Here is a 24,614-nt window from a genome sequence, read left to right on the forward strand (position 1 = left end):
GCCGGGCCTCGGCCCCGGCGTGGCAAGGCTGAGCAGGAAACCGGCGAGACGAAGCAAGTCAGTCCTCGTCCTCCTCCGCGTGATGCCGGGCGATCCTGTCCAGCTTCGGCCCGATGGATGACATCACCGCCGCGAACAGCACGAGCGCCCAGCCCGCCGAGAGGATCAGGTGGGCGCCAACGAGCATCCTCGCACTGACGGAGACTGGGGCAACGGTCGTGAAGTCCTGGCCGAGGGCGGTGAAAAACGCAAAGGAGAACCAGTCGGCGATCCCGGCGCTGGCGCTGGAAAACGCGCCCGGGCGAAAGTGCTCGAGCATCCCGTAGAACCCGGAGAACAGGAGGATGATCGTCAGGTAGCCGACCGCGAACCCGCCGATCGGAACCCACATCACGCGCAGATAGTCGGCGAGATGACCGTATACACGAAGCCTCGGTTGGAGCCAGACAATGGCAGTGCGCCCCAGAAGAAACGCGGCCGCCGGAAGCACCACCAGCGCGAGGGTTGCCACAAAGACGACTATCAGGATGACGCCGATTTGCGAGATCCCGCTGATGCGAAGCTCGTCCGCCGTCAAGAGAGTCCCGACGACGAGCAGCGCAAGCGCGCCCAGTAACAACAGCCATGGAGGACGGGCGTCGCGCCATCCTTCCCGCCGGCGGCTGAGCATCCCGGCAACAAGCGCGACCATCGGTACGCAAACGATGGGCATCAACGACACAATCAGGATGGGGAGCCCCCCGAGACTGACCCGACCCAACAACGCGATCGTGGCAGGCAGGAGCCCCAGGGCAATCAGGACGGACAGGATGAACGTCTCCCGCACCACGTCGCGATACCCGGAGAGCGATGACCCGCTGAACCCGTCGATCAAGCCGACCGCCAGGGCAAGAATCGGCAGGATGAGAACTCCCCACCCGTCGAGGGGCACCGCGCCGGCGATCAGCACGGCGGTGATTCCGACAATCGACCCGACCAGGATGCCGGTCCACGGGCCGCTGGACGATCCCCCCCGGAGGCCAACCCCAACCGCGACTGCCAACCCGCAACCCGCGCCGATCAGAACATCCGTCTCGACGCCGGTCACGGCATAGCCGAAGGGTACGACGACAAGCGCTACGCCGGCCGCGATCCGGACCGTCAGCCAGGTCAGTCGGCTCGTCATTCCCTGCTATCGCCTACCGCTCGGGGTCCGACACCACCACCGGCCCGTCCTCCCCCTCCAGCGTCTCCAGCACCTGCCGCCACTCGAACTTCTCGCCGATGCCGCGCACGTAGTAGTCCATCCAGGACATCTCGCTCACGGCCTTGACCAGGCGGTTGCGCGGGTCCGGGATGCCGTGGCTGCGGCCGGGATACATGAACAACTCCGTCGGCACGCCCAGTTTCTTGAGCGCCATGTGCAGCTCGACCGACTGCGGGCTCGGCACGCGCGGGTCGCCCTCCACGACGTGGATCATGGTCGGGGTAACCGCGTTCGTGATGTACTTGAGCGGTGACTGGTCGAAGTAGGTGTCGAAGTCCTCGTACAGGAAGCCGTCACCGACGTAGAACTGCCGGTTCCGCTGCACGTCGCTCTGGGCGTACATGCTGATCCAGTTCATCGTCCCCGCGCCGGAGCTGATCGCCTTGAAGCGGTCGGTCTGGGTCAGGATCCAGTTGGACCAGTGGCCGCCCGCGCTCCAGCCCAGCGCGCCCATGCGGTCGCCGTCCACGATGCCCTCGGCGATGAGATGGTCCACGCCGGTGATGATGTCCTCGTAGCCCATCGTGAAGTAGTCGCCGACGATGTCCGTGCGGTGCGCGTTCCCGTAGTTGCGGGAGCCGCGGTAGTTGGGCTTGAGCACGGCGTAGCCCGCGCCCGCGTACACCTGCGCGTTGTAGCCGCCGTTGAAGCGAAGGACATCCGCCGACGCCGGTCCCCCGTGGATGGCCACGATGAGCGGATAGCGCGTCCCCTCCTCGTAGCCCACGGGATAGACCAGCACGCCCCCGACCATCTTGCCGTCCGACGAGCGCCAGTTGACCTCGACTTCCTCGCCGAGGGCGATCTCGCGGACCTGCGGGTTCACGTCCACGAGCTGCGTCCACGCCGAGCGGTCGGGCACGTCGTCCACGCTTGCTGCGGTGAACACGGTGGGAGGTGTTTTCGGGTCGCTGTAGCCGATGAGGATGGTGCCCGTGTCGTCGTCGCGGGACACCGAGAGCGCGGCCCGCTCCTCGGTGAGCTGACGCACTTCGCCGCTCCCCACGTCGAGCGCGTGCAGCTGCGTCGTCACCGTCACGCCGGCGTTGAAGTAGATGGTCTCCGAGTCATCGGACCAGAACCCCACGCTCGAACTCTGATCGAAGCCCGCGCCGAGCTTCCGGAAGGCGCCGCCGCGATCATCCACTTCGCGGATGTAGACGCGGTTCTCGGTCATCGAATAGCGCTCCATGTCGTCCGGCGCCGAGAAGGCGATCCAGCGGCCGTCCGGCGAGAAACTCATCCCGCCCTCGCCGATCTCGTAGTTGTCGGTGAGGCGCTCGATCTCACCCGTCGCGATCTCCTTCAGATAAAGATCCGCATAGAGCCGCTGCGCGGTTATGTTGCGCTCGTAGCGCTCCGGTGAGCCGCCCGTGATGCCGATCCAGCGGCCATCGTCGGAGAGCGTGAAGCTGTTGACGCTGTAGGATGCGTCGTTGGTCTCACGCCGCTCGGAGGCGGACGCGACGTCCACGCTCCAGAGGCTCGAGAGCGGGGTGACGGCGTTGCGCACGTCGACCGTGAAGCCCTGCTCGCGCCGCTTCACCTCGTCCTCGTCGAACGAGTCCGGGCGCGCGAAGTAGATGCGGCTTCCGTCGGGGGAGAAGTCCCACTGGTCGACCCCGGCCTCGCCGTCGGTGAGCTGCTCGGGTTCGCCCCCCACCAGGTCGCCGGCCGGCAGCCGATACAGTTGCTCCCGGTCGCTCTCGCCGGAGCGATACACCAGCCACTGCCCGTCCGGGCTGAACGCGAACCCCGACACCCCTTCCCCGGCGTCGGTGACCTTGCGTGCCTCGCCGCCGTCGTGGCGCATCATGTAGAGCTGGTTCTCATTGCCGTCGCGGTTCGACGAAAAGACGAAGAACGACCCGTCCGGCGCCCAGGCCGGGCTGGTCTCGTTCCTGTCGTCGGTGTAGGTGAGCTGCCGGCTCGAGGGGACGCCTTCGCCGAGCGACACCAAGTGGATGTCGGTCTGTGAATCGGCCGCATCCCAGTCCGGGGTCGTGACGGTGTAGAGCATCCACGCCCCGTCCGGGCTCGGCGTCCACGAGCCGGCGCGCTTCAGCTCCTGAACATCCATGAACGTGAAGGGGCGCTGCTGCGCGGCCAGCGGCGAGCCGAATGTTGCGAGCGCGGCGACGGAGACGGTGAGAGCGACGGAAAGCAAGCGCATCTGAACCTCGTGTGCGAGGGGGAACTGGCGTAACCCTTCATGATACCGACAGCGATGGTGGCGGGCGAGGACGGAAGGGCTCTGCTCGCTGCTACAGGGGTATTCCCCATACCTTACCCGAAGGTCAGGAGGTGTCGATGTCTATCTCGGGTGCAGGGCAAGCATGTTCGACCGTGGCCGCGATTGTGCTTCTCGCCGGCTGCGGAGCCTCCCTGGGAGGCCGCCAGCTGAGGGACGATATCGGGCGCGCGACCCTCCGGGACATCCAGCTGCACGTGCCGGAGGTCCTGGCCGACCACGGCTATACCATCAATCAGCGCCGGGAGACCCGCACGCGCATCTACTACGAGACCTCCTGGCTGTACCGGGCTCCGTTCGATGACGAGGCCGAGCGGGGCGTGCAGGAGGTGCGCACGCGGTTCATGGTACAGGGACGAAGAGGGGGCTCGGACTTCTTCGATGTCGAGATTCGGGTGGAGAACGCCGTCCGGGGCATCCTCCCCAGCGGAGAGTGGTCACCGCTCCTCACCCCCGACTTCCGCGATCACATGAGAAGCGTGTCCGACGAACTCATGATGAACATCAACGCGGGGGTGCGGGTTCGCGGAGGCTTGTTGTAACCGCCTGCGGAGGCTTTGGCTATCTCAGGCTCCACCCCGAAGCCGTACCCGGATTCCCCTCGCCGCCGAACGAGTAAACGTCCAGCTTGAGCGCCTCCAGTTCCTCGGCGATCACCGGCATGTGCAGCGGGGTCCCCATCCTCAGCGTCCCGAAGCCGCGCTGATCGAAGAAGTCGAGCCCGCCGGACTCGAAGAGCAGTTCCATGCTCTTCTCGTACCACATGGCGAACAGCACGCTGCCGCACGCGCCCGTGATGGTCCGGGGCACGCACCGGTCGCCCGACACTCCGTCGGCCGTGGCCGGCGGGAGTCCCGCGGCTTCCCGGCTCGGGTTGATGTAGGGAAGCGCCGCCTCCGGCTGACCCATTCTGATGTGCGCCTCCGCCATGAGGAACTCCATCTCGCGCACCGTCAGCTCGGGGATGAAGCCGAAGCCGGTGTCGGATTTGTCGCGCCACTTCCAGGTCCGATAGGGCGTGACGAACCAGATGCCGCGCTGCGCGTCGCCGAAGAGCGTGCCCGGAATCTCGACGAGTGTCCCGGAGGCCTGAGGGTCACCGGGCGCGTGGATCCGCCGATCGTCCGTCTCCACGTGGACGGGGAACCTCTCCCTCGGGCCGGCTGCCTCGTAGGCCTGCCACTGGCCGGACTGGTCCGCGGGGCCGAGGAACCGGACGGCGAGGTTATGGGGCAGGTTGTAGGCATCGTCCCAGATGTCTCCAGGCACGGTGTTGATGCCGTAATCGGACGTCACCCCGTCCCGGGCGAGACTCATCACCTCGCTCCAGTTGACGCTGGCCCGCTCCTCGGGGGTCCGGGCCACGGTGGTCATCAGACGGGCCTCCCAGGAGTTGATCATCCGGACCAGCTCGTCGCTCGAGACGCTGGTGCCCATCCAGCCCGCCGGGATCGTGAAAGAGTTCGATCCCGCGATCTGCCGGGCCGCCTGCAGATAGCCCCTCGCGGCCTGCGCGACCTCGCCATAGGGACGCAGGTCGGCGCTCTCCACCGCCGCCTCCGTGTCTACGGTTTCGTCGATGATGAACCCCTGGTCGAAGACGTTCGCGATATGCGCGTGGATCAGGCCCTGCATGAGCTTCGCGAACGCAAGGGTGCGTGGAGTGTCCTGGCCGTTCGCGCCGATCTCGAGGTTGCTCCCCTCAATGACCAGAACCCCGTCGCGGATCGCGGCGAGCGCCTGATTCAACTCCATCCACGGAGCCCGCAGTGAACGTCCCCACTGGTAGCCGATGGCGTTCGTGAGGTTGATCCGGGGCTGCTGATTGTTGTCGGAGGCGAAATGGTTCGCGGCCGCGGACGCGATGACCTCGGCGGCGCTGCTGAGGGCCCGCACCATGGCGAGCTCGTCGCTGGCCCCGTGCACTTGGTCCCACCAGGTCGAATAGGTGCCCGCGATGAGCGACTCGATGTCTCCCGGCTCAGAGAGCGCGCGGTCACGATCGGGCTCGTTGGGGTTCACCACTTCCAGTTCGCAAGCCGAAACCCCAACCAGACTCACGGCCCCGGCAACTGCCAGGATCTGCAGCTTTGACGGTAGGAATCTCACGTCTCACCCTCCTGCTCTACGAGTCCGTGTATCGCACGCCCTTCTGTGATGGCCCGGTGGCTCCGGCGCCGCATCAGAACACGAGCTCGACATCAATTCCGATCTGCCGGTAGTTCGGGTAGAAGTACTCGTCGATCCGGCCGATGGCGGCGGAACCTCCGAAGGTCGTCTTGCCCACTTCCGGATCGTGACCCTGGTAGCCGGTGAACGTGACCAGGTTGCGGCCGGCCAGGTTGACCGTGGCGCGCTCGAAGCCGACCTGGGACATGAATCCCGGGAGGTTGCTCTGGTCGAACGTGTACCGTACCGACAGCTCCCGCAGCTTCACGAAGTCCCCGTCCTCCACGTACCAGTCGTTTCGGTTGTTGCGGTCGTAGAGGAAGGCTGCCCCGTAGTAGGGGAGCGGCTTCTTGAGTTCCTCGGGCTTGCCCCGCTGATCGATGGCTCCGATGCCGCTCCGGGAGCCCCACTGGCGGGTCTGGTTCATGATCTGCGCCCCGAACTCTCCCTCGAACAGGAGCGTGACCCCCATGTTGCGGAACTGGAAGTCCTGCAGGAAGGAGACGTTCAGATCCGGCTGGGAAGAGCCCAGCGGGCGCGGGGTGTTGTCGAACCGGTTGTGCTTGATCGGCATGCCCCAGTCGAGGGTGGTGCCGTCGACATTCCCCGTCGTGCCCCATAGCGACTTCGCGGCGCCGTCCCGGTAGTCGTTGCCCGCACCGACGTAAACGAGCAGGCCGTCGTCGTTGACGTCGAACTGGTTGCAGTCCATTCCGCCGGGAAGCTCGCTGCAGCTCCTCAGCCAGTTGGAGCCGTAGAACGCGCCCAGCTCCTCGCCTTCCCGCACCATCATGCGCGCCCGCAGGTCCCGGAACTCGAACGGCGGCACGTTGAGCTCGGTGATCTCCTGGCGCGTGCGGTCGAGGTTGAGGCGAGCCGTCCAAACGAGATCCGGGCGCTCGACAAAGGCTGCCTCGAGTGAGGCTTCCCATGTTGTAGATGCGACCGTGCCCGCGTTCCGCCACTGGGACTCGAAGCCCAGGGCCGAGCTGAGCGGCACCAGCAGGAGCTGGTCCTTCACCTCGAGATCGACGTAGTTGAGCTGGATGCGATACCGGTCGACCACCATCATGTCGATCCCGTATTCCTGCTCCGTTGCCAGCTCGGGTTTCAGAGAATTGTTGCCGAGCAGCTTGGGGATGATGCGCCCGCGGTCGACCGCGTAGGTCTGGTACTGGTAGGAGAATCCGGGGCGGCCGCCGGCCGTGCCCCGCGAGTAGCGCGGCCTGAACTCGGTGAAGAAGTCGAGCGGCCACCAATCCTCCTCCGCCATCCGCCACGCGGCGGAGACCCGGTAGTAGTTCTGCCAGCGCTCGTCCGGGCCGAACAGCGAACTCCCGTCGCGACGGGCCAGGAGGTCCAGGATGTACTTGCTCCTCCAGGTCAGGGCGGTAATGGCGAACAGCCCCTGCGACCGAACCGTTTCCGCGTGAGAGCGCGTGTACAGCCCCGTCGTCAGGAGCCCCATCTGCGGCACTCCCACAACCGAGAAGGTGGAGCCTCCGGCGACGAAGTTGTCGGAAGACGTCTGCTCCGCCAGCCAGCGGAAGCGGGTCCGCATCGTAAGGTCTCCGAAGCTGTGCTGGATCGACGCCGTGAGGTTGCCGTTGATCTCCTCCCGGAGATCCTCCAGCCGGAACATCGCGCCGTCTCGGGGAGGCCGGGGCCAGCGTTGCTTCCACGGACTGGGCGTGATGTTCACTTCCTTCAGGTTGGTCCGGTCGTAGGACAGGTTGCCCTGGAAGGAGAGCCACGAGAACGGGGAATACTGTGTATCCAGTGCGCCCATGACGCGCAGCCGATCCCGGGTCCAGTCCTGATTCTCAAGTTGATAGAACGGGTTGTTCCTTCGCGTAATCAGATCACCGATGATCTCGAGCTCACCGTTCTCGTCCCGTGCGAAGAGGTCGGTGCCGGCGCGATAGTGATCGGTCCCGAGAAAGAGTCCGCGCGCGGCTGCGCCCCCGGAGGCCGTGGGATCGCGTGGCTCCACGCCCACCAGGTCCGTCAGGTCGCTCAGCCCGGCCCGCTCCTGCTGAAAGATCACGTCCTGTTCCCGCAGCGTCACGTAGGAACTCAGCGAGAACTGGAGCTGATCACCGATCGACTGATCGAGGTTGAGGCGCACGTTGGTCTGCTCCGCGCCATCGTGGAACTGCATGGCGCCTTCGTCGCGCTGGTACGCGGCCGAGGCGCGGTACTGCGTGCTTCCCTCGTTCCCGGACGCCGACACGTACGTGCTGTAGGAGTTTCCGGAAGAAAGCATGTGGTCCCAGACCGAACCGCCGTAGAGGTTGGGTGGGACCGGCTGGTCCTGGAACGTGGTCCACTGGTTGCGGCCGCTTCCTCCCGGCCGGCCGAAGTTGTCGTTAAGCGCGTACGATCCGGTGCTGATCTCCTGCTGACGGTTCCGGAGGTCGAGCTCGTTGCCGTTGCGGTCGAGGATGGCCGTACCGGCCGCGTTCATGCGGTACTCGTGGGACTCGGTCAGCCCCATGACGTACTCGATGTCGTTGGACAGGTACTGGCTGCGCACCGTGAACTCGTGCGTGCCCTCCCGGAGCGAGGCGCCTCGGCGGGTAGTCACCTCCATCACGCCGGCCTGCGCGCGCGAGCCGTAGAGCGATGCCGCCGCGGCTCCCCTGACGACCTCGATGCTTGCGATGTCGTTCGGGTCGATGTCCGCCAGCGATCCGGTAGAGATGACGCCATCGACGATCAGGAGCGGCGCCTGGCTCTGCATGATGCTCGTCGGACCCCGGAACTGTACGGAGGGCTCGTCCCCGGGCTGGCCGGTGCCCTGAATCACCCGGGTACCGGCCGTGCGCCCCTGGAGCAGGCTGGCCACGTTGAGCGCCGAAGCGATCTGCGCGGTCTCCACCTCGACCTGGTCGACGGTGAACGCCAGCTCGGTCTCGGGAGTCGCGCCCGCCACGCCTGTCACCACCACGGCGTCCATCGCCAGCACCCGCGACTCCAGCACGAAGTTCGCGACGGCGGTGGCCCCGGACGTGACGTCGATGACCTGGGCATCGGTCTGGCGACCGATGAGTTCCGCCCGGATCTCGTACTGGCCGACGGGCACGTTCGGGAGGGCGTAGGCCCCGTCGGCGTTCGTCAGCATTCCGAGTTGGAGCTCGGGGATGTGGACCTGCACCGTGGCAATGGGCTCGCCGGTGTTCGCGTCGGTCACCGTTCCGGTGACGATCCCCACCTGAGCCGCGAGACTGCCGGCGGCCATGGCCAGGGCGGCCACCAGACCAACCGCCGATGCCCAGAGCCTTCTAACGCGCGCTCCATCCATGATGAGCCCCCACGTGCAAACATTCAGACAACCCGCGCGGTCCGGACAAGTCCTGCGGCGCTCGGACAAACGCAAAAAGCCGCGCAGGCCCCTGCGAGTAGGTGGACCTACCCCAGGCCGACGCGGCATACAATACCGCCATTCTTCTGCATCCTTCCCTGAAGTACTACATACCGGCAGACTACGCCGCGCTGCGAACCGTTGTCAAGCAGAGGGCGCTCAACGCGACGACTCAACGGCGCAGATCCGCGGGACATTGGGCGATATTCCGGAAGTCGCGAGCGGTGGTTACGCGGATGATGCCCGCGCCTCCGCGGGGGCCGGCCACCAACGTCGCGGCAGGACCTCGGAGCACGCGGATATCGACGATTTCACGGGTGTCGATGTCTCCCAGGTCCGCGTTCGAAATATGACCGTCAACGACCAGCAGCGGCTGCGCTTCCACCGGCTCCGGGTCCGGCGGGCGACGCTTGGTGGTGATCTCGATCACGCCGCCCTGGGCTCGCGACCCGTAATGCGCCGCCGCGGCCGCGCCCTTGAGAACCTCGATCCGCTCGACATCCATGGGATCGATTCCGGCGGTGCTGTGGCCCGCGATGATGCCGTCCACCACGACCAGCGGTTGCTGCTCTGCCCCACCCAGCGTGGCGGGACCCCGCAGCAGGATGTCTGCCTCCTCTCCGGGAAGGCCGCTTCCCCGCACCACTCTCCCGCCGGCGATGCCTCGAAGAAGGTTGGCAACGCTCCCCGCAGCCGTCTCCGTCCGCAGTCGGTCGCCGCTCAGTTCCTCCACGGAGAACGGGAGTTCGGCCCGCGAACGCTCCGCGGGCGTGCCCGTGACCACCAGTTCATCGAGTGCGAAGGCGCGCGGACCTACCTGCACGGTGACCTGGGAAGTCTCTCCGGATTCGACTTCGACCGTCCGGGTCGCGAGCTCACACCCCAGCGCGTAGACCGTCAGCCGGTGCTCGCCCGGACGCACCACGTCCAGCTCGAATCGTCCCGCGGCGTCGGTGTCCGCGCGCAGTCCCAGTTCGGGGAAGAGGACCTGGACGCCGGGCACGACCGGGCCACCACTGTAGACCACCTGCCCGGAAATGCTTCCGGGGGCCTGCGCGGACGCGTCCCCCGAAAGCAGCGCAAACAGCGCGACGCTCGCGAGGAGCGCGCTCAACCGCTGGAGCGGGCCCATGCCCCGCGGCGCCTCAGAAGTTGATCAGCAGCGCGCCGGTGAGGACCCGGTCCTTGTGCGTGAGGTCTTCACCGAAGCGGGTAAACGAGGTCTGGAGCTGCCGGAACTCGCCGCGGAGCCCGATGCGGCTCTCCGCTCCGAAGCGGGCCTCGACCCCGCCCGCAAAGCTCCACGCGCCGTCGAACCCACGCGCATCGGGTCCGCCCTGCGGATCGAAGACCCACTTGTACGACTTCCATCCCGCCCCGGCGGCTCCGTACGGCGATACCGTCAGACCTCCGGCCGCCAGGGGAAGACGGACCACGAAGTCACCCTGAATGGTCCAGATGCGCGGATCACGACCCGATACGATCGACGAGCGTCCGTCGGAAGCCCCCAGGGTCCCGTGTTCCGTCGACAAGGCGTTGATCTGCACGCCCATGTGCCGATGGAACCAGAAGTTCAGAGCGCCGCCCAGCAGCGTGGTAGCGTCGAACCCTCCGCCGTCGCGGAACCGGGTCGTCGGGTTCATCTGTCCGAAGATCAGTCCCACGGACACGACATCGTCACCGGGTGCGGCATCGCCCAGCGAGCCGAACAGCTGTCCGGAGAGGTCGGTCGGAGGAAGGGCGAGGAATGAGAGGAAGGTGACCAACACGACGCGCTTCATATCGCCCTCCATACCAGAATGTGCCAATGGGCAGAGTACGGCGCGCGCGCGCGGTTTGTCAAAACGGCCCCGGGGGAAGGTGGCGAGAGACCCTCCACCCGGGGCCGAAGCATGTCAGCGGTTCGGGCCGACGGATTCAGCGAGCCGGCTCGACGGGCTCAACCGCCCGGACCGGACCTCCCGCCGTCCGTGGCGACCGCCGGGAGGCGCACGAAGCCGATGCCGCGCGCGTCGTCCCACTCGACCACGGTGCCGTGCGGCTCGGACGCGTCGATCAGGTCCTGAATGATCTTCCTGCCCAGCTCGCGGTCCGCGAACATCGGCCGGCCGCGCACCGTGGCGGGCTGCCCGAATCCGAGCGAGATGGGGTGCAGCTCAAGGCTTACCAGCTCCTCGCCCTGGAACGTCGGCATCGCGACCACCGACTCCCAGATCTCGGCCCGCGCGGGAAAGCCGGTGGTCTCGTTCTGGTAGCGGGTGGCGTTGAAGTCGGCAACCCAAGCGTTGGGATCGCCCTCCAGTCCCAGACCGGCGTAGTTGTCGTACGGCAGCCGCAGCAGGGTCTCGTTCTGGAAGATGAAGTCGCCCAGCGAGTACAGGATCGGCTTGCCCTGGTAGATGTCGATGCCGGTCAGGTAATGCGGTCCGTGCCCCACGAACACGTCCGCGCCGGCGTCGATCATCGCGTGCGCGAACTTCTTCAGGTACGGGCCCTGGTTGTGCGCGTGGATGGTCACCACCACGTACTCGGCCAGCCGCGAAGCGTTGTTCACGACCGCCGCGATTTCCGCCATGTCCTCGGGATCGGGATCGCTGTCGATGCCGGACTCGTCGGCCGGATGAAGCACCGTGCCGAACAGGTTGAGCGGCTCGCCGGGCGCCCCGAGTTCGCCCCGCTGCCCAAGCGCCTCCAGGTCCATGCCCTGGACCGACTGGCGCAGTTCCTCGAGCTGTCCCCGCTCCACGTAGCGCGTGGTGATCACGTGCAGCGGGTTCAACCCGGGACGTCCGCGCACCCCGCCCTTGGCCGGACCGGCGACCGAGTGGGGCGGGAAGGCCGACGACACCGAGATCAGCGCGACGCGGCCGTCGTGCGTCTCGAGGAAGCGGGCCTCGCGGGCCTCTGCCAGGTTCTCCCCCGTCCCCGCGGTGAGCAGCCCCGCCGCTTCCGAGTGCCTGCGCGTGATTCGGTGTCCGTCCGAGGAATAGTCGCCTGTGTGGTTGTTGGCCATCGACACCATGTCGAACCCGGCCCACACCAGCTCGCTGGCCAGGTTCGGGTCCGCGCGCATCCAGGTGCCGCCGCTGGAGGCGGCCGGATACGGCTCGTAGTCGTGGAAAAGCACCTCGAGATTGACGAACGAGGCGTCCGCGCTCCGCACGAGCTCGATCATGTCGAGGTACTGGGGTTCCTTGTACGGGGAGAGCCGCCGCGTGATGATGGCGTCTCCGGTGAGGGCCACGGTGAACATGCCGTCGGCGGACAGGCTTCCGGACGGGTCCTGGGCGGTGGCCTCGGTGGGGCCCGCGAAAGCGAACAGGGTGATCGCGCCGCCGATGAGCAAGGATCGCTTGAGCATGCCACTCCTCCTGAAAAAAACGGGTCGATGCTCGGGTGCCGGTTGGCCCGGCTGCCTCTGATGGGCATAGTAAAGGGGTTGTGGGTGTCATCGCGAGTCGGACGCAAGGCCGCCTGAGCGAGCATGTGATCCCTCTCGACTGAACATCAAAGGCACTTTTGGGCGGACGCCGATGCTCGGAGTGACGACATTCCTGGGGGCCGTCTGGCTCTGGCTGCTGCTGGTCGCACGTCACCGGGTGGAATCCGGCAGGCCGCCGAGCCACCCTGAAAGCCGCTCGTCGCGAGGATGGGTTCGCGCGGCGCAGGGCGTGGGCGGGTTCTTCGGGGGATTCCTGGGAACGGAGTTCGGAGGCTTTCTGGAGGTGATCGCGGCGGCAGTCGCCATGGCGATCCTGTCGGTCGCCATCGTCCCGCACCAGAAGCGAATCCTGTCGGGCACATCCCGGGAACATCGGATCGGACTCGCCGATGACGAGGCGGAGCAGCGCTGGGACGCGGATTCCGTTGATCGCATCGGGAACACGTAGTATCATCTCGACATGTCGTCTGATACTACTGTCGATCCCCGCGAGTCCCGCGCCCCCTCTGGTCGCTTCGTCCTCCGCATCGATCCCGGGCTCCATGGCACGCTGCGCGAAGCGGCGCGCTCGTCGGCTACGTCCCTTAACGAATACTGCGCCCGCAAACTGGCTGCGCCTGGTGTTTGGCTGGACGAGGAAGCCACCGCAATCGTCGAGCGGGCCGCATCCATCCTCGGCGAAGCACTGGTCGGCGTCGTGGCTTTCGGATCGTGGGTGCGTGGCGAGCACGATTCGACGTCGGATTTCGATGTTCTCCTGATTGCAGCCGACAATCTTTCCGTTTCGCGAAGGCTGTACCGGCGCTGGGACGACGCCCCCCGACTCTCCTGGCAAGGCCTCGACGTGGAGGCCCATTTCGTCCATCTACTGCCCGAAGGGAAGGTGCCTTCCGGCCTGTGGGGAGAGGTCGCTACCGAAGGCGTCATCCTGTTCGAGCGCGGCTTCGAGGTATCAACGCGACTCGCGGAGGTGCGAAAACGGATCGCGGACGGGGACATCGTCCGCCGCTTCGCGGAAGGGCAGCCGTACTGGGTGCGGGCCGGTTGATGCGAAACCCCGGGCTGGCCCCCGACTATCTCCGGCGGGCGAAGATCCGGCTTGCGGCCCTGGACGTTCTCTTCGAGGGAGAGAGCTGGGCGGACGTGGTCCGCGAGTCGCAGGAGATCGTCGAACTCGCCCTCAAGGGACTGCTGCGATTCCGCGGAATCGACCCGCCCCGGGTGCACGACGTTTCCGAGGTATTGCTCGCGGAGCGGGATCGCCTGCCCACCAGGATCGAGCGCGAGGTCGAATCGCTGGCCGAATGGTCCCGGCACCTGCGGCGGGACCGGGAGCTCGCGTTCCACGGGGCCGAAGACCTGACGCCTTCGGGGTTCTACTCGCGGGAGGACGCCGTCCAGGCTCGCGCCTGCGCGCGCGGCACGGTCGAGCTGGTGTATCCGGCCGTGATGGGGGCTTGACCTCGCACCACTGCTGACGGGATCAGGCACCCTCGCCACCCGCCTGTTCTGCCGCAGATGTTAACCGGTTGCGTGCATCGAACGTTCTAGATGGTGGAGAAACGGATCCCCGGCGGTGGAGAAACGGGGTATTCCCGCCGCCCCGGCACGATCCGTTGGACGATGGCCCCGCAAGCACGAGACGAGAGGTGACAGGTGAACTGGAGCGCGTTCGAGGACATAGTGATGACGCTGGGGCTGTTCGCAGCCGTCGTGGGGATCGTCTGGCTGAGGGCCAGGGTGAATCAGGCTCGACTGGCCAGGCAGGCCGAAACCCAGCAGCAGTTGCTGGCCAAGTTCCAGTCGGGCCGCGAACTCGCGGAGTTCATCGAAACGGACGACGGGAAGCAGTTCCTGGGTCAGTTCGAGTCCGACCCGCATCGCATGATGCTGGTCGTTCTTTCCGCGGGAGTCGTCTCATCCGTTCTGGGACTCGGTTTCCTCGTACTCATGATATGGGAGGACGGCTTTCTTTACCCCGGCGTCGGGACGACGGCGCTCGGGGTCGGTCTCATCGCTGCGGCCATCATCTCGAAGAAGCTGTCTGACCAGTGGCGTCAGTAGCGAATGCATGAGGACGAAGCCGCGTTCCGCCAGGTCTACGAGCGTACGGCGCCGCGGCTTCGAGCGTACCTGCAGCTTGCGGTGAGGGATTCGGCGCTGGCAGATGATGTTCTGCAGGAAGCCTACTACCGCCTGCTTCGCGCCGACATGAAGGATGCAGCCATCGGGCAGGTACGGTCCTACCTGTACAAGACGGCGCGGACGCTGGTTGCCGACCACGGGCGAAGAGTGGGTCGCGAGCGAAAACACCAACGGAGATGGAACTCGCCGGCTTCGGAGAGCCCGAGACATGACTTGGCTCTCGACATGGAGCGGCTCTTCGCGCGGCTCTCGGTGAGGGAACGGATGCTTCTCTGGCTGGCGTATGTGGAGGGGGCCAGCCACCGCGAGATCGCTGGTTCGATGGGCATCGGGGAGAACAGCGTCCGCGTCGTGCTGTACCGGGCGCGCAAGAGGTTGGCGGGGATTCTGGAGGGCCACGGGTGGGGCCCGGAGGAGGTGCGATGATGACGGATCCATGCCCCAGAGGGGAATCCGTGATCGAGGCGGCACGGGCGGGAAGATGGAGCGACGAGCTGACGGCTCATGTGGCGCGATGCCACTCGTGCAGGGAATCCAGCACCGCGATTCGATGGATGATCGAGCTCGGCCAAACCGTGGATTCGGCACCGGCTCCCTTGCCGGACCCCTACCTGATCTGGCTCAAGGCCCGGATTCGCAGGCGGTCGGAAGAGTCGTGGCGCACACTGCTTCCGATAGTGATTGCGAGCGGGGCGTCGGCCATCGGATTGGGGATGATCGTCGCACCCCTTCCGGGGAATGCCTGGAGGTCGCTTCGGGAGTGGCTGACGAGCGCAGGCATCGCGGGGTGGGAACTCCCGAGTCTCGCGTCCCCCGGGCCACTCGCCATCGCGTGGATGCCCGCCGCACTCTTGTTGATACTTCTCTTGTTGTTCACCGCCAGCGAAGCATAGGTCGGCCGCGCGCCGGTCACCGCATCAGCGCTTCCAGCTCCTCCGGCGATCGCGGCAGCGTGGCGGTCAGCACCTCGGCGCCGTCCTCGGTCACCAGGATCACGTCCTCCACGAAGACCGCGACGCCGATGTCGTGGTTGTAGTACCACGGCTCGACGGTGAACACCATGCCGGGCGCGAGCGGCTCGTCCATCAGCGCGGGATCGCCCGCTGAGAGGCCGATGTGGTGGCCGAAGAACGAACCCGTCTGCATGTGGGGCTCCTCTTCGTCGGGGATGGCCGCGTAGGCCACGCTGGTGAGGTCGCGCAGGGTGACGCCCGGCCGGACGGCTTCGATGATCGCGTCGGCAGCCCGCGTGCTGACCAGCAGCTTCTCCCGCTGGACGTCCGTGAACGTCCCGTTTACCGGGAAGGTGCGCCCGACATCGCTGATGTAGCCGTCCACCTCGCATCCGACGTCGAAGATGACCAGGTCGCCGTCCTCCATTCTGCGGTTGCGGCGGTCGTAGTGGGCAGCCAGCACGCGCCAGGGCCAGAGGCTGTTGGGGCCCGATTTGATGATGGGCGTAAAGGGCAGCGACTGGGACCCGAAGGTGCGGCAGGTGTTCTCGAATTCCCCCTGAAGCGTGCGCTCGTCGACCCCGGGACGGATGCGCCAGGCGGCCGACTGGATCCCCGCCATGGTCGCATCGGCGGCGACGCGCATGTGATCGATCTCGGCCGGGGTCTTGATCATGCGCAGGCGGGCGACGACGTCGAAGGCGTTGACGATTGCGGCGTCAGGATAATCGGTGCTCAACCGGAGGATCAGCGAAGCCGTCGCATCCAGGCTTCCGATCAGTGGGACGGCCGGGGGCGTGATCTCCCCGGTCGAGCCCGCGTTCACCCTCAGGGTCGCTCCGCCGCGCACCCGAAGCCGGAGGAAGTCGTCGAAGTCGTCGATATCCCGGTACTCGTCGATGCCCGCGATGCTGCGCAGCTGATAGTCGTCGAACAGCGGGCGCCCGGGGAAGTCGTTGGGCCGCCCCGGATTGTCGAAGCGCGGATCCCGCCGGGGCATGAAGAGGATGGAGCGGTCGCGCCCGGCGTCCAGAACCAGCATCGAATGCACGATTTCGAGGCCGGTCAGATACCAGAAGTCCTCCAGTTGGCGGAAGGTCTCGCCGTGGGTGAGCCCGTCGGAGGAGGGCGTGAGCAGGAGCCCGCCCCCGCTGGCGCGCAGGCCGTCAAGGATGCGCGCGCGGCGGTATGCGTACTCCTGGGCCCGGAACTCCAGCCGGGTCCAGTCGCGGTAGCGCTGCTCCGGGGTCTGGGCGGCAAGGGGCGCCGCCGGTGACGGGATGCCCCCGTCCGGACTGATTTTCACGGGCAGGCCGGGGCTCGCAGATGCGAGAATGAGCACGATGACGCCGCGGCGGAATACTCTGGCCGACATGATTCACGATCCTGGTCGAAGACGGATGCTGTACCGGCAACTTGGCGGTCGGGGCGTCCCCCGTCTACACTCTTTCCGTCCTTACACACTACCGCCCCAAGGAATACACGATGTACGACCTCCGTCTCCGAACCCGCCAGGCGTTCTCGCACTCCGGCCGCGTGTTCTTCCGCTGCTTCCCGGCGCTGTCGGTCCTGATTCTGCTTACGGCACTGCTGCCGGCAGCGTCCACGGCCGGGGGCGTGCCCGGCGCGCTCCATGCCCAGGAATCCGACGCGGACGCCCCGGCGGAACTGAACTCCGGCCTGCTCTCGTCGTTCAGGTGGCGGAGCATCGGACCCGCCGTCGCATCGGGGCGCATCGCCGACATCGCCATCGACCCGACCGATCGCAGCACCTGGTACGTGGCGGCCTCCTCCGGGAACGTCTGGAAGACCACCAACGCCGGGACCACCTGGACGCCCATCTTCGACGACTACGGCTCGTACTCCATCGGGGCCATCGCGCTCGACCCGAACGACCACCTGACCCTCTGGGTGGGCACGGGCGAGAACAACGGCCAGCGCTCGGTAGGCTACGGCGACGGCGTGTACAAGTCTGTGGACGGGGGGCGCTCGTTTACGAACATGGGACTCGAGACCTCCAGGCACATCGGCATGATCGCGGTGCATCCGGACGATTCGCGCACCGTCCTCGTGGCGGCGCAGGGGCCGCTCTGGAACGCGGGCGGCGAGCGCGGACTCTACCGCACGCGGGACGGGGGCGAGACCTGGGAGCTGGTGCTCGAGATCGACGAGCACACGGGCGTGAACGAGGTCTACTTCGATCCGCGCAACCCGGACGTGATGTACGCGTCCTCGTGGCAGCGGCGCCGGCATCAGTGGACCATGATCGACGGGGGGCCCGGCTCGGGCATCCACAAGTCCACCGACGGCGGCGAGACCTGGCGGGCCATCAACCGCGGGCTGCCCTCCGGGGACAAGGGACGCATCGGGATGGCGATTTCTCCCATCAACCCGGATGTGCTCTACGCCATCGTCGAGGCGTCGGGGAACGACGGCGGGACCTTCCGCTCGGAGAACATGGGCGAGAACTGGAGCCGCACGTCACGCTACCAGTCGACCGCGCCGATGTACTATCACGAACTCTATGCCGATCCGCATCGCTTCGACCGCATCTATGCCATGGACACCTTCCTGGAGATGTCCGACGACGGGGGCGAGACCTGGAGGCGGCTGCCCACTCAGAGCGTGCACGTCGACCATCACGCCCTCGCATTCGACCCGGACGATCCGGAGCATCTGATTCTGGGGAATGACGGCGGACTGTACGAGACCTTCGACTTCGGGGAGAACTGGAGCCACTTCACCAATCTTCCCCTCACCCAGTACTACAAGGTCGCGACCTCCAACGACGAACCCTTCTACTATGTCTATGGGGGAACGCAGGACAACAATACCATGGGCGGGCCGTCGCAGACGCTGGGGGGCGGCATCCGCAACTCGGACTGGTATGTGACGCTGGGCGGCGACGGCTTCGATCCGGTGATCGATCCGGAGAATCCGGACATCATCTATTCACAGTTGCAGCACGGCGTGCTGTCGCGCTTCGATCGGGGGAGCAAGGAGCGGCTCGATATTCAGCCCCAGGCCGATCCCGGCGGACCGCCGCTGCGCTGGTACTGGGACGCGGGGCTGATCATGTCGCCGCACGACAATCACCGGCTCTATTTCGGGGCCCAGATCCTCTTCCGGAGCGACGACCAGGGCTCGAGCTGGCGCGCGATCTCCGGGGATCTGTCGCGCAACATCGACCGCAACCAGCTGGAGGTGATGGGGCGCGTGTGGAGCGTCGACGCGGTGGGCAAGAACCGGTCGACGTCGGTGTTCGGGCACATCGTGGCCATCTCCGAGTCCCCGCTGGTCGAGGGACTGATCTATGTCGGTACGGACGACGGCCTGGTGCAGGTCACCGAGGACGGAGGCGAGACCTGGCGCGAGATCGCGAGCCTTCCGGGCGTGCCGGACACGAGCTTCGTGCACGATGTCGAGGCCTCGCTGCACGATCCCGACGCGGTCTTTGCGGTGGTGAACAACTTCAAGCGCGGCGACTTCCGCCCCTATGTCCTGAAGTCGGAGGACCGCGGACGCAGCTGGACCGCGATCACCGGCGGGCTGCCGGACAACAGCCCGTCCTTCTCCATCGTTCAGGACCACGTCGAGCCCGACCTGCTCTTCCTGGGGGCGGAATTCGGGGCCTTCGTGTCGGTGGACGGGGGCGAGTCGTGGATGGAGTTCGCCAGCGGGCTGCCCACGATTGCCGTGCGCGACCTGGAGATCCAGCAGCGGGAGGGCGATCTGGTGGCGGCCACCTTCGGGCGCAGCTTCTACGTAGTCGACGACTATACGCCGCTGCGGGAGCTGGCGCGGGGACCCGAGCCCATCCTCGCCTCCGCGGGACACCTGTTCGAGGTGGCCGATGGTGACATGTACGTGCCCTGGAACCCCGGCGGAGCGAACGGCGCCAACTTCTATGCGGCGGACAATCCGCCCGTGGGCGTGACCTTCACCTACTGGGTCGGCGAGACGCTGCGCACGCGGCGGGCCGAGAGGCAGGCCGAGGAGCGGCGGGCCGCGGGCCGGGGCGAGGACACCCCGTATCCGTCGTGGGAAGAGCTGCTCGAGGAGGACCGCGAGGAGGCGCCGCGCGTGTACCTGACCGTGCGCGATGAGGGCGGACAGGTGGTGAACGTGGTCAACGGCTCGACGTCACGCGGCGTTCACCGTGCGGTCTGGAACTACCGCTACCCCGCGTACACGCCCGTCACCGGCGGAGGTGGCGGGGGCGGCTTCGGGGGCGGCAACGGGCCGATGGCTCTGCCAGGCAGCTACACGGTGTCGCTGGCGCAGCGGGTGGACGGCGAGGTGACCGAACTGGCCGGTCCCGTTTCCTTCGAGATCGCCCCGCTGACCAAGCCCGCCATCGCCGCCCAGGACCGGGCGGTCGTGCTCGCCTTCCAGCGCGAGACCGGCGAACTCCTGCGCGCCGTCACCGGTTCGCAGCGCGCGGCCGCGGGGGCCGCCCAGCGCATCGGCGCGGTCCAGCAGGCACTCGAGCGCTGGCCCGCCGCGCCGGCCGCCCTCATGGGAGAGGCGCGGGCGCTGGAGCTCCGCCTGCTCGACCTGCGCGAAGCGCTCGATGGCTCACGCACGCGCACGTCGCGCGCCGAACCCGACCTGCCGGGGATCGCCGGGCGGGTCAACCAGGTCGTGCGCGGACACTGGAACGGCACCCACGGACCCACGGGCACCCACCGCGAGCAGTACCGCGTCGCGCGCGAGGCGTTCAGCACCATGTACCCCGAGCTGCAGCGGCTGGTGGAGACCGACCTTCCCGCGCTGGAGGGGCGGCTGGAGGAGGCGGGCGTGCCGTGGACCACAGGGCGGGCGCTGCCGAGCTGGCCGCCGGGGGGTTAGACCACTCTCAGCCGATCAGCTGTCCGGCACCCGAATCGCGCTTCTTGAGGAGTTCGATCGCGACATCGCGCGCGCTGTCGAGCGTCCGCACCCTATGCTTCCGGGGCACTCCGTCCAGGATGTCCAGGGTTCGCAGGGTCTCGGCCGGCGAACCCGAGAGGCCCATCACGATGACATCGGTCTCCTCGCGCTCGGCGACGTCGAGGAGCTGGCGAATGAGCATGGCGGCGCTGTCGTCGAGGTAGGTCACGGCGGTGAAGTCGAAGATGGTGACCTCGTGCTCCTTGATGTCTCCCCCGATCACGGCGACCAGCTTGTGCGCGGAGGCCACGGTGAAGCTCCCCTTCAGGGCCACCAGCCCTACCCGTGCCGAGTACCAGTCCAGCAACGCCGGATCCTCGTGTTCGCCGAAGAACATCTGGTCGAGCAGAGGCACGGACACCACGCTGTCCAGCTCCAGGTGCTCGAGCTGGCTGGAGTGCGCCATTCCCGCGACGATCAGCCCGATCGCGACCCCCGTCATCAGGTCCACGAACACCGTCAGTCCGAGCGTGACCAGCATCACGATCATGTGCTCGCGGCGCAGGTGATTGACGCGGACGAGGACGCGCCAGTCGATGATGTCCCACCCCACCTTCACCAGGATGGCCGCGAGCACCGCGTGGGGGATCGGCTCCACGTACTGGCCGAGGCCCAGGAGCAGGGCCAGGACCAGCACCGCGCGCAGGGCCCCGGACAACGGAGTGCTGCCCCCGGCACGGATGTTGACCACCGTGCCCATGGTCGCCCCGGCGCCCGGCAGCCCTCCGATGAGCCCCGAGGCGATGTTGCCGATGCCCTGCCCGATCAGCTCCTTGTTCGCCTTGTGGCGGGTGCCGGTGATCGAGTCGGCCACCAGCGACGTGAGCAGGCTGTCCACGGAGCCGAGGATCGCGAGGATCAGGGCCGGCTGCAGGGCGCTCACCAGGAACGCCGCGGAGGGAAGTGCGAACTGAAGCGTCGGCATCCCCGTGGGGATCTCGCCGATGACCGGAATGCCGCCGAGCCAGAGAACTCCGACCGCCGTGCCCGCCACCAGCGCCACCAGCGGCGGCGGAACCAGCTTCCTCAGCCGCGGCGGCCAGGCGACCGCGACCGCCAGGGTGATAACGGCGACCGCCACCGCGCCGGGGTCGAGGTTGGCCAGCGCGTCCGGAAGCGCCCGCAACGCGCCCATCGCTCCACCGGCGACCGGGGGCAGGCCGAGGAACGGCATGCTCTGGATCAGAATGATGATGATGCCGATCCCGGACATGAAGCCGGACACGACCACCGCCGGCGTGTACGCGACGAAGCGGCCGATCCTGAGCGCGCCCATGGCGATCTGCAGCAGCCCGGCCATGATCACCACGATCATGGCCTCCGCGAGCGTGGCCGAGTGCGTGGTGAGGATCGCCGCCATGGCGACGGTCATGGGCGCGGTGGGACCCGAGATCTGCGAGCGCGTACCGCCGAACACCGCCGCGAAGAAGCCAACCGCGATCGCGCTGTAGAGGCCGGCGGCCGCGCCCAGCCCCGACGCCACGCCGAAGGCCAGCGCCACCGGAAGCGCCACGATGGCGGAGGTCACCCCGCCGAAGAAATCGCCGCGCAACGCGTGGTAGTCGTATTTCATGCGCCCCCTTGCTCCGCTTTCGCGATCACGCCCAGGAAGTCTTCACCGTAACGCTCCAGCTTGGTTTCGCCCACCCCGGTAATGCCGGCCAGCTCCTCCGGCGTTCCCGGACGGCGTTCGACCATCTCGCGCAGGGTGGCGTCGTGGAAGATGACGTACGGCGGCACCCCCTGCGCCCGCGCGAGTTCCAGCCGATGCGCGCGCAGCGCCTCCCACAGCCCCTCGTCCCATGTTGCGGGATCGGGAGGTGGCTGCTCGGCCCGGGGTTTGCGCTTGCGCGCGGCAGCCGGCGGGCGCACGTCCCTCCGCATGTGCACCTGCGCCTCGCCCCGCAGGACAGGCCAGCTCTCGTCCGTGAGCCGGATCGAGCCGAACCCCTCCATGTCGACCCAGAGCAGGCCGCGCGCGACCAGTTGGCGGAACACCGAGCGCCACTCGTAGGGGCTCAGATCGGCGCCCACTCCGTGGGTCGGAATGCGGTCGTGCCCGAAGCGCTGGATGCGGTCCGTTTCCCTGCCCCGCAGGACATCGATGAGATACACGACGCCGAACCGCTGCCCGGTGCGGTACACGCACGACATGGCCTTCTGCGACGCCTCGGTCGCGTCCCAGGTATCGACGGGAGTCAGGCAGTTGTCGCAGTTGCCGCAGGGCTCGCGGAGGGTCTCGCCGAAGTAGGCGAGCAGCGTCTGGCGGCGGCAGGTGGTGAGCTCGCAGTAGCCCAGCATCGCATCGAGCTTGCGCACCTCCAGTCGCTTGCGCGCTTCGCCCGCGTCCGATCCCTCCACCATGTTGCGCAGGGTCACGACCTCCTTCAGCCCGTACACCATCCACGCGCTGGCCGGCAGCCCGTCGCGTCCCCCGCGTCCCGTCTCCTGGTAATAGGCCTCGATGCTCTTCGGCAGATCGAGATGGGCCACGAAGCGGACGTTGGACTTGTCGATGCCCATGCCGAAGGCGATGGTCGCCACCATGACCACGCCCTCGTCGCGCTGGAAGCGGTCCTGGTTGCGCCGGCGCTCGGCGGCCCCGAGCCCCGCGTGGTAGGGGAGAGCGTCGACTCCCTCGCCCTGAAGCCATTCCGCGGTGGCGTCCACCTTCTTGCGCGACAGGCAGTAGACGATGCCCGCGTCGCCCCGGTGACGCCGGTCGAGGAAGCGCCGGAACTGGGCGCGCGCATTGTTCTTCGGGACCACGCTGTAGCGGATGTTGGGGCGGTCGAAGCCGCTCACGAAGACGGGGGCGTCCCGGAGCCCGAGGCGGTCGACGATCTCGCGGCGGGTCAGCTCGTCGGCGGTGGCGGTGAGCGCAATGCGGGGCACGTCGGGAAAGTGCTCGCGCAGCGCGGAGAGCTGGAGGTATTCGGGGCGAAAATCGTGCCCCCATTGCGACACGCAGTGCGCCTCGTCGATGGCGAAAAGCGACAGCCGGGCCTCGGCCAGGAGGTTCAGCGTGCGCTCGCCGAGCAGGCGTTCGGGCGCGACGTAGAGCAGATCCAGCCGACCCGCGCGCACGGCGGCTTCCGCCTCCAGCACCTCCCGGTAGGAGAGGGAGGAGTTCAGGCAGGCGGCGCGCACCCCCAACTGGCGGAGCGCCTCGACCTGGTCGCGCATGAGGGCGATGAGCGGCGAGACCACGACCCCCGTGCCCTCGCGCACGATGCCGGGAATCTGGTAGCAGAGCGATTTGCCGCCGCCGGTGGGCATGAGCACCAGGCAGTCGCCCCCGTCCACCATGTGGCGGATGACTTCCTCCTGCTGCCCCCGGAACCCGGAATAGCCGAAGGTGCGCTCGAGGACGCGGCGGATCATCGTGCGCTCACCTCAACCTTCCGGACCGCTGGTGGGCGCTGCTACCAGATGCGCCGTATGCCATATCCGTCGAAGAGTGACTCGATGGAAACGAGCGGGAGATCGTGGGCGAGAGACTGGGCGATCAGCATGCGGTCGAACGGATCCCGGTGGAGACCGGGAAGTCTCCCCGCACGTTCGGCGTGCGCAACCGTGATCGGGAGCTGCTGAAAGCCCTGGTCTTCGATGGAAGCCTGGACATCGGCCGCGACCACATCGGCTCCCGGCAGCCTGCCCAGGCGGTGCTTGGTGGTAATCTCCCAGGCCGATGCGGCACTGACCAGGATGGCGTTGGCCGGTTCGGCGACCGCGATCCGCGCGGTCTGGGACATCCTGTCGCTCCCGGCGAGCCACCACAGGAACGCATGCGTATCGAGGAGAATCCGCAAGGGTCGTCAGGACTCCCACGACGCCAGCTCGGACTCCGGCAGGGGATCGAAGAAGCGGTCATCAACGACGAGCCGCCCCCGAAGGGCGCCGAAGCGTCGTCTGCCCCTTCCGCTCCGGTGCGCAACGAGCCTGGCGACCGGCTTGCCATTCCGCGCAATCACGACTTCCTCGCCCTCTTCCACCCTCGCCAACAGCCGGGACAGATGCGTCTTGGCTTCGTGCACGTTAACGGCAACCATTGCCCTTCTCCCCGTACGGGTATGGATTAGTCATAATCATGACTAACTGGCGATCCCGCC

Annotated in this window: 19 protein-coding genes; 7 read left to right on the forward strand and 12 right to left on the reverse strand. The window is 67.2% G+C overall.

From position 1 onward, the window contains the following. Positions 1–58: 58 nt before the first annotated feature. Complete coding sequence (locus OXU32_12645) at positions 59–949, reverse strand: hypothetical protein (GenBank protein MDE0074797.1); 891 nt, start codon at positions 947–949, stop codon at positions 59–61. Between the two features lie 229 nt (positions 950–1,178). Then, positions 1,179–3,419, reverse strand: a complete 2,241-nt coding sequence (locus OXU32_12650; protein ID MDE0074798.1) for a S9 family peptidase — start codon at positions 3,417–3,419, stop codon at positions 1,179–1,181. 173 nt (positions 3,420–3,592) lie between these two features. On the opposite strand from OXU32_12650, the gene OXU32_12655 reads away from it, so the two are divergent. Further along, positions 3,593–4,039 carry a hypothetical protein gene (locus OXU32_12655; GenBank protein MDE0074799.1) on the forward strand — a complete coding sequence of 149 codons (447 nt, stop codon included), beginning with the start codon at positions 3,593–3,595 and terminating at the stop codon, positions 4,037–4,039. Between the two features lie 19 nt (positions 4,040–4,058). On the opposite strand, the gene OXU32_12660 is transcribed toward OXU32_12655, so the two are convergent. From OXU32_12660 to OXU32_12680, 5 genes are all read right to left on the reverse strand, one after another. Further along, positions 4,059–5,606 (reverse strand): hypothetical protein, encoded by a 1,548-nt coding sequence (locus OXU32_12660; protein ID MDE0074800.1) that lies wholly within the window; start codon positions 5,604–5,606, stop codon positions 4,059–4,061. A gap of 73 nt (positions 5,607–5,679) precedes the next feature. Continuing rightward, the gene (locus tag OXU32_12665; GenBank protein ID MDE0074801.1) at positions 5,680–8,970 is read right to left on the reverse strand and encodes a SusC/RagA family TonB-linked outer membrane protein; all 3,291 of its coding nucleotides are present in this window, start codon (positions 8,968–8,970) and stop codon (positions 5,680–5,682) included. A 232-nt stretch (positions 8,971–9,202) separates the two neighbouring features. Next, positions 9,203–10,162, reverse strand: coding sequence for a TonB-dependent receptor plug domain-containing protein (locus OXU32_12670; GenBank protein ID MDE0074802.1), 960 nt, complete (start codon positions 10,160–10,162; stop codon positions 9,203–9,205). 13 nt (positions 10,163–10,175) lie between these two features. Then, complete coding sequence (locus tag OXU32_12675) at positions 10,176–10,811, reverse strand: outer membrane beta-barrel protein (protein ID MDE0074803.1); 636 nt, start codon at positions 10,809–10,811, stop codon at positions 10,176–10,178. Positions 10,812–10,969: 158 nt separating this feature from the next. Further along, positions 10,970–12,391, reverse strand: a complete 1,422-nt coding sequence (locus OXU32_12680; GenBank protein ID MDE0074804.1) for a CapA family protein — start codon at positions 12,389–12,391, stop codon at positions 10,970–10,972. Between the two features lie 181 nt (positions 12,392–12,572). Between OXU32_12680 and OXU32_12685 the strand changes: the two genes are divergently transcribed. The 5 genes from OXU32_12685 to OXU32_12705 all read left to right on the forward strand — a co-directional run bounded on the left by OXU32_12685 (position 12,573) and on the right by OXU32_12705 (position 15,043). Further along, a complete protein-coding gene (locus tag OXU32_12685) occupies positions 12,573–12,920 on the forward strand; it encodes a hypothetical protein (protein ID MDE0074805.1) in 348 nt (115 codons plus the stop codon). Positions 12,921–12,932: 12 nt separating this feature from the next. Further along, positions 12,933–13,520 (forward strand): toxin-antitoxin system HicB family antitoxin, encoded by a 588-nt coding sequence (locus OXU32_12690; protein MDE0074806.1) that lies wholly within the window; start codon positions 12,933–12,935, stop codon positions 13,518–13,520. Continuing rightward, positions 13,520–13,933 carry a HEPN domain-containing protein gene (locus OXU32_12695; GenBank protein MDE0074807.1) on the forward strand — a complete coding sequence of 138 codons (414 nt, stop codon included), beginning with the start codon at positions 13,520–13,522 and terminating at the stop codon, positions 13,931–13,933. Before OXU32_12690 ends, OXU32_12695 begins: the two co-directional genes overlap by 1 nt. Positions 13,934–14,128: 195 nt before the next feature. Further along, entirely contained in the window at positions 14,129–14,536 is a 408-nt protein-coding gene (locus OXU32_12700) for a hypothetical protein (protein ID MDE0074808.1), read from the forward strand. A 3-nt stretch (positions 14,537–14,539) separates the two neighbouring features. Next, entirely contained in the window at positions 14,540–15,043 is a 504-nt protein-coding gene (locus OXU32_12705) for a sigma-70 family RNA polymerase sigma factor (GenBank protein MDE0074809.1), read from the forward strand. Positions 15,044–15,526: 483 nt separating this feature from the next. Here the strand turns inward: OXU32_12705 and OXU32_12710 are convergent, their stop codons facing one another. Beyond that, positions 15,527–16,945 carry a Xaa-Pro peptidase family protein gene (locus tag OXU32_12710; GenBank protein MDE0074810.1) on the reverse strand — a complete coding sequence of 473 codons (1,419 nt, stop codon included), beginning with the start codon at positions 16,943–16,945 and terminating at the stop codon, positions 15,527–15,529. A gap of 110 nt (positions 16,946–17,055) precedes the next feature. Here OXU32_12710 and OXU32_12715 point away from each other — a divergent pair, with 110 nt between their 5' ends. After that, positions 17,056–20,421 carry a glycosyl hydrolase gene (locus tag OXU32_12715; GenBank protein ID MDE0074811.1) on the forward strand — a complete coding sequence of 1,122 codons (3,366 nt, stop codon included), beginning with the start codon at positions 17,056–17,058 and terminating at the stop codon, positions 20,419–20,421. 7 nt (positions 20,422–20,428) lie between these two features. On the opposite strand, the gene OXU32_12720 is transcribed toward OXU32_12715, so the two are convergent. The 4 genes from OXU32_12720 to OXU32_12735 are packed head-to-tail and all read right to left on the reverse strand — an operon-like array spanning position 20,429 to position 24,554. Continuing rightward, a complete protein-coding gene (locus tag OXU32_12720; GenBank protein ID MDE0074812.1) occupies positions 20,429–22,075 on the reverse strand; it encodes a SulP family inorganic anion transporter in 1,647 nt (548 codons plus the stop codon). Further along, complete coding sequence (gene recQ, locus OXU32_12725; protein ID MDE0074813.1) at positions 22,072–23,886, reverse strand: DNA helicase RecQ; 1,815 nt, start codon at positions 23,884–23,886, stop codon at positions 22,072–22,074. The genes OXU32_12720 and recQ overlap by 4 nt, the downstream gene beginning before the upstream one ends. Positions 23,887–23,927: 41 nt before the next feature. After that, positions 23,928–24,314 carry a type II toxin-antitoxin system VapC family toxin gene (locus OXU32_12730; GenBank protein MDE0074814.1) on the reverse strand — a complete coding sequence of 129 codons (387 nt, stop codon included), beginning with the start codon at positions 24,312–24,314 and terminating at the stop codon, positions 23,928–23,930. Positions 24,315–24,320: 6 nt separating this feature from the next. Further along, on the reverse strand, positions 24,321–24,554 hold the full coding sequence (locus OXU32_12735; GenBank protein ID MDE0074815.1) for a type II toxin-antitoxin system Phd/YefM family antitoxin: 234 nt from the start codon (positions 24,552–24,554) through the stop codon (positions 24,321–24,323). Between the last annotated feature and the right edge of the window lie 60 nt (positions 24,555–24,614).

Source organism: Gammaproteobacteria bacterium (assembly GCA_028819075.1).
Lineage (GTDB): Bacteria > Gemmatimonadota > Gemmatimonadetes > Longimicrobiales > Gaopeijiaceae > BD2-11.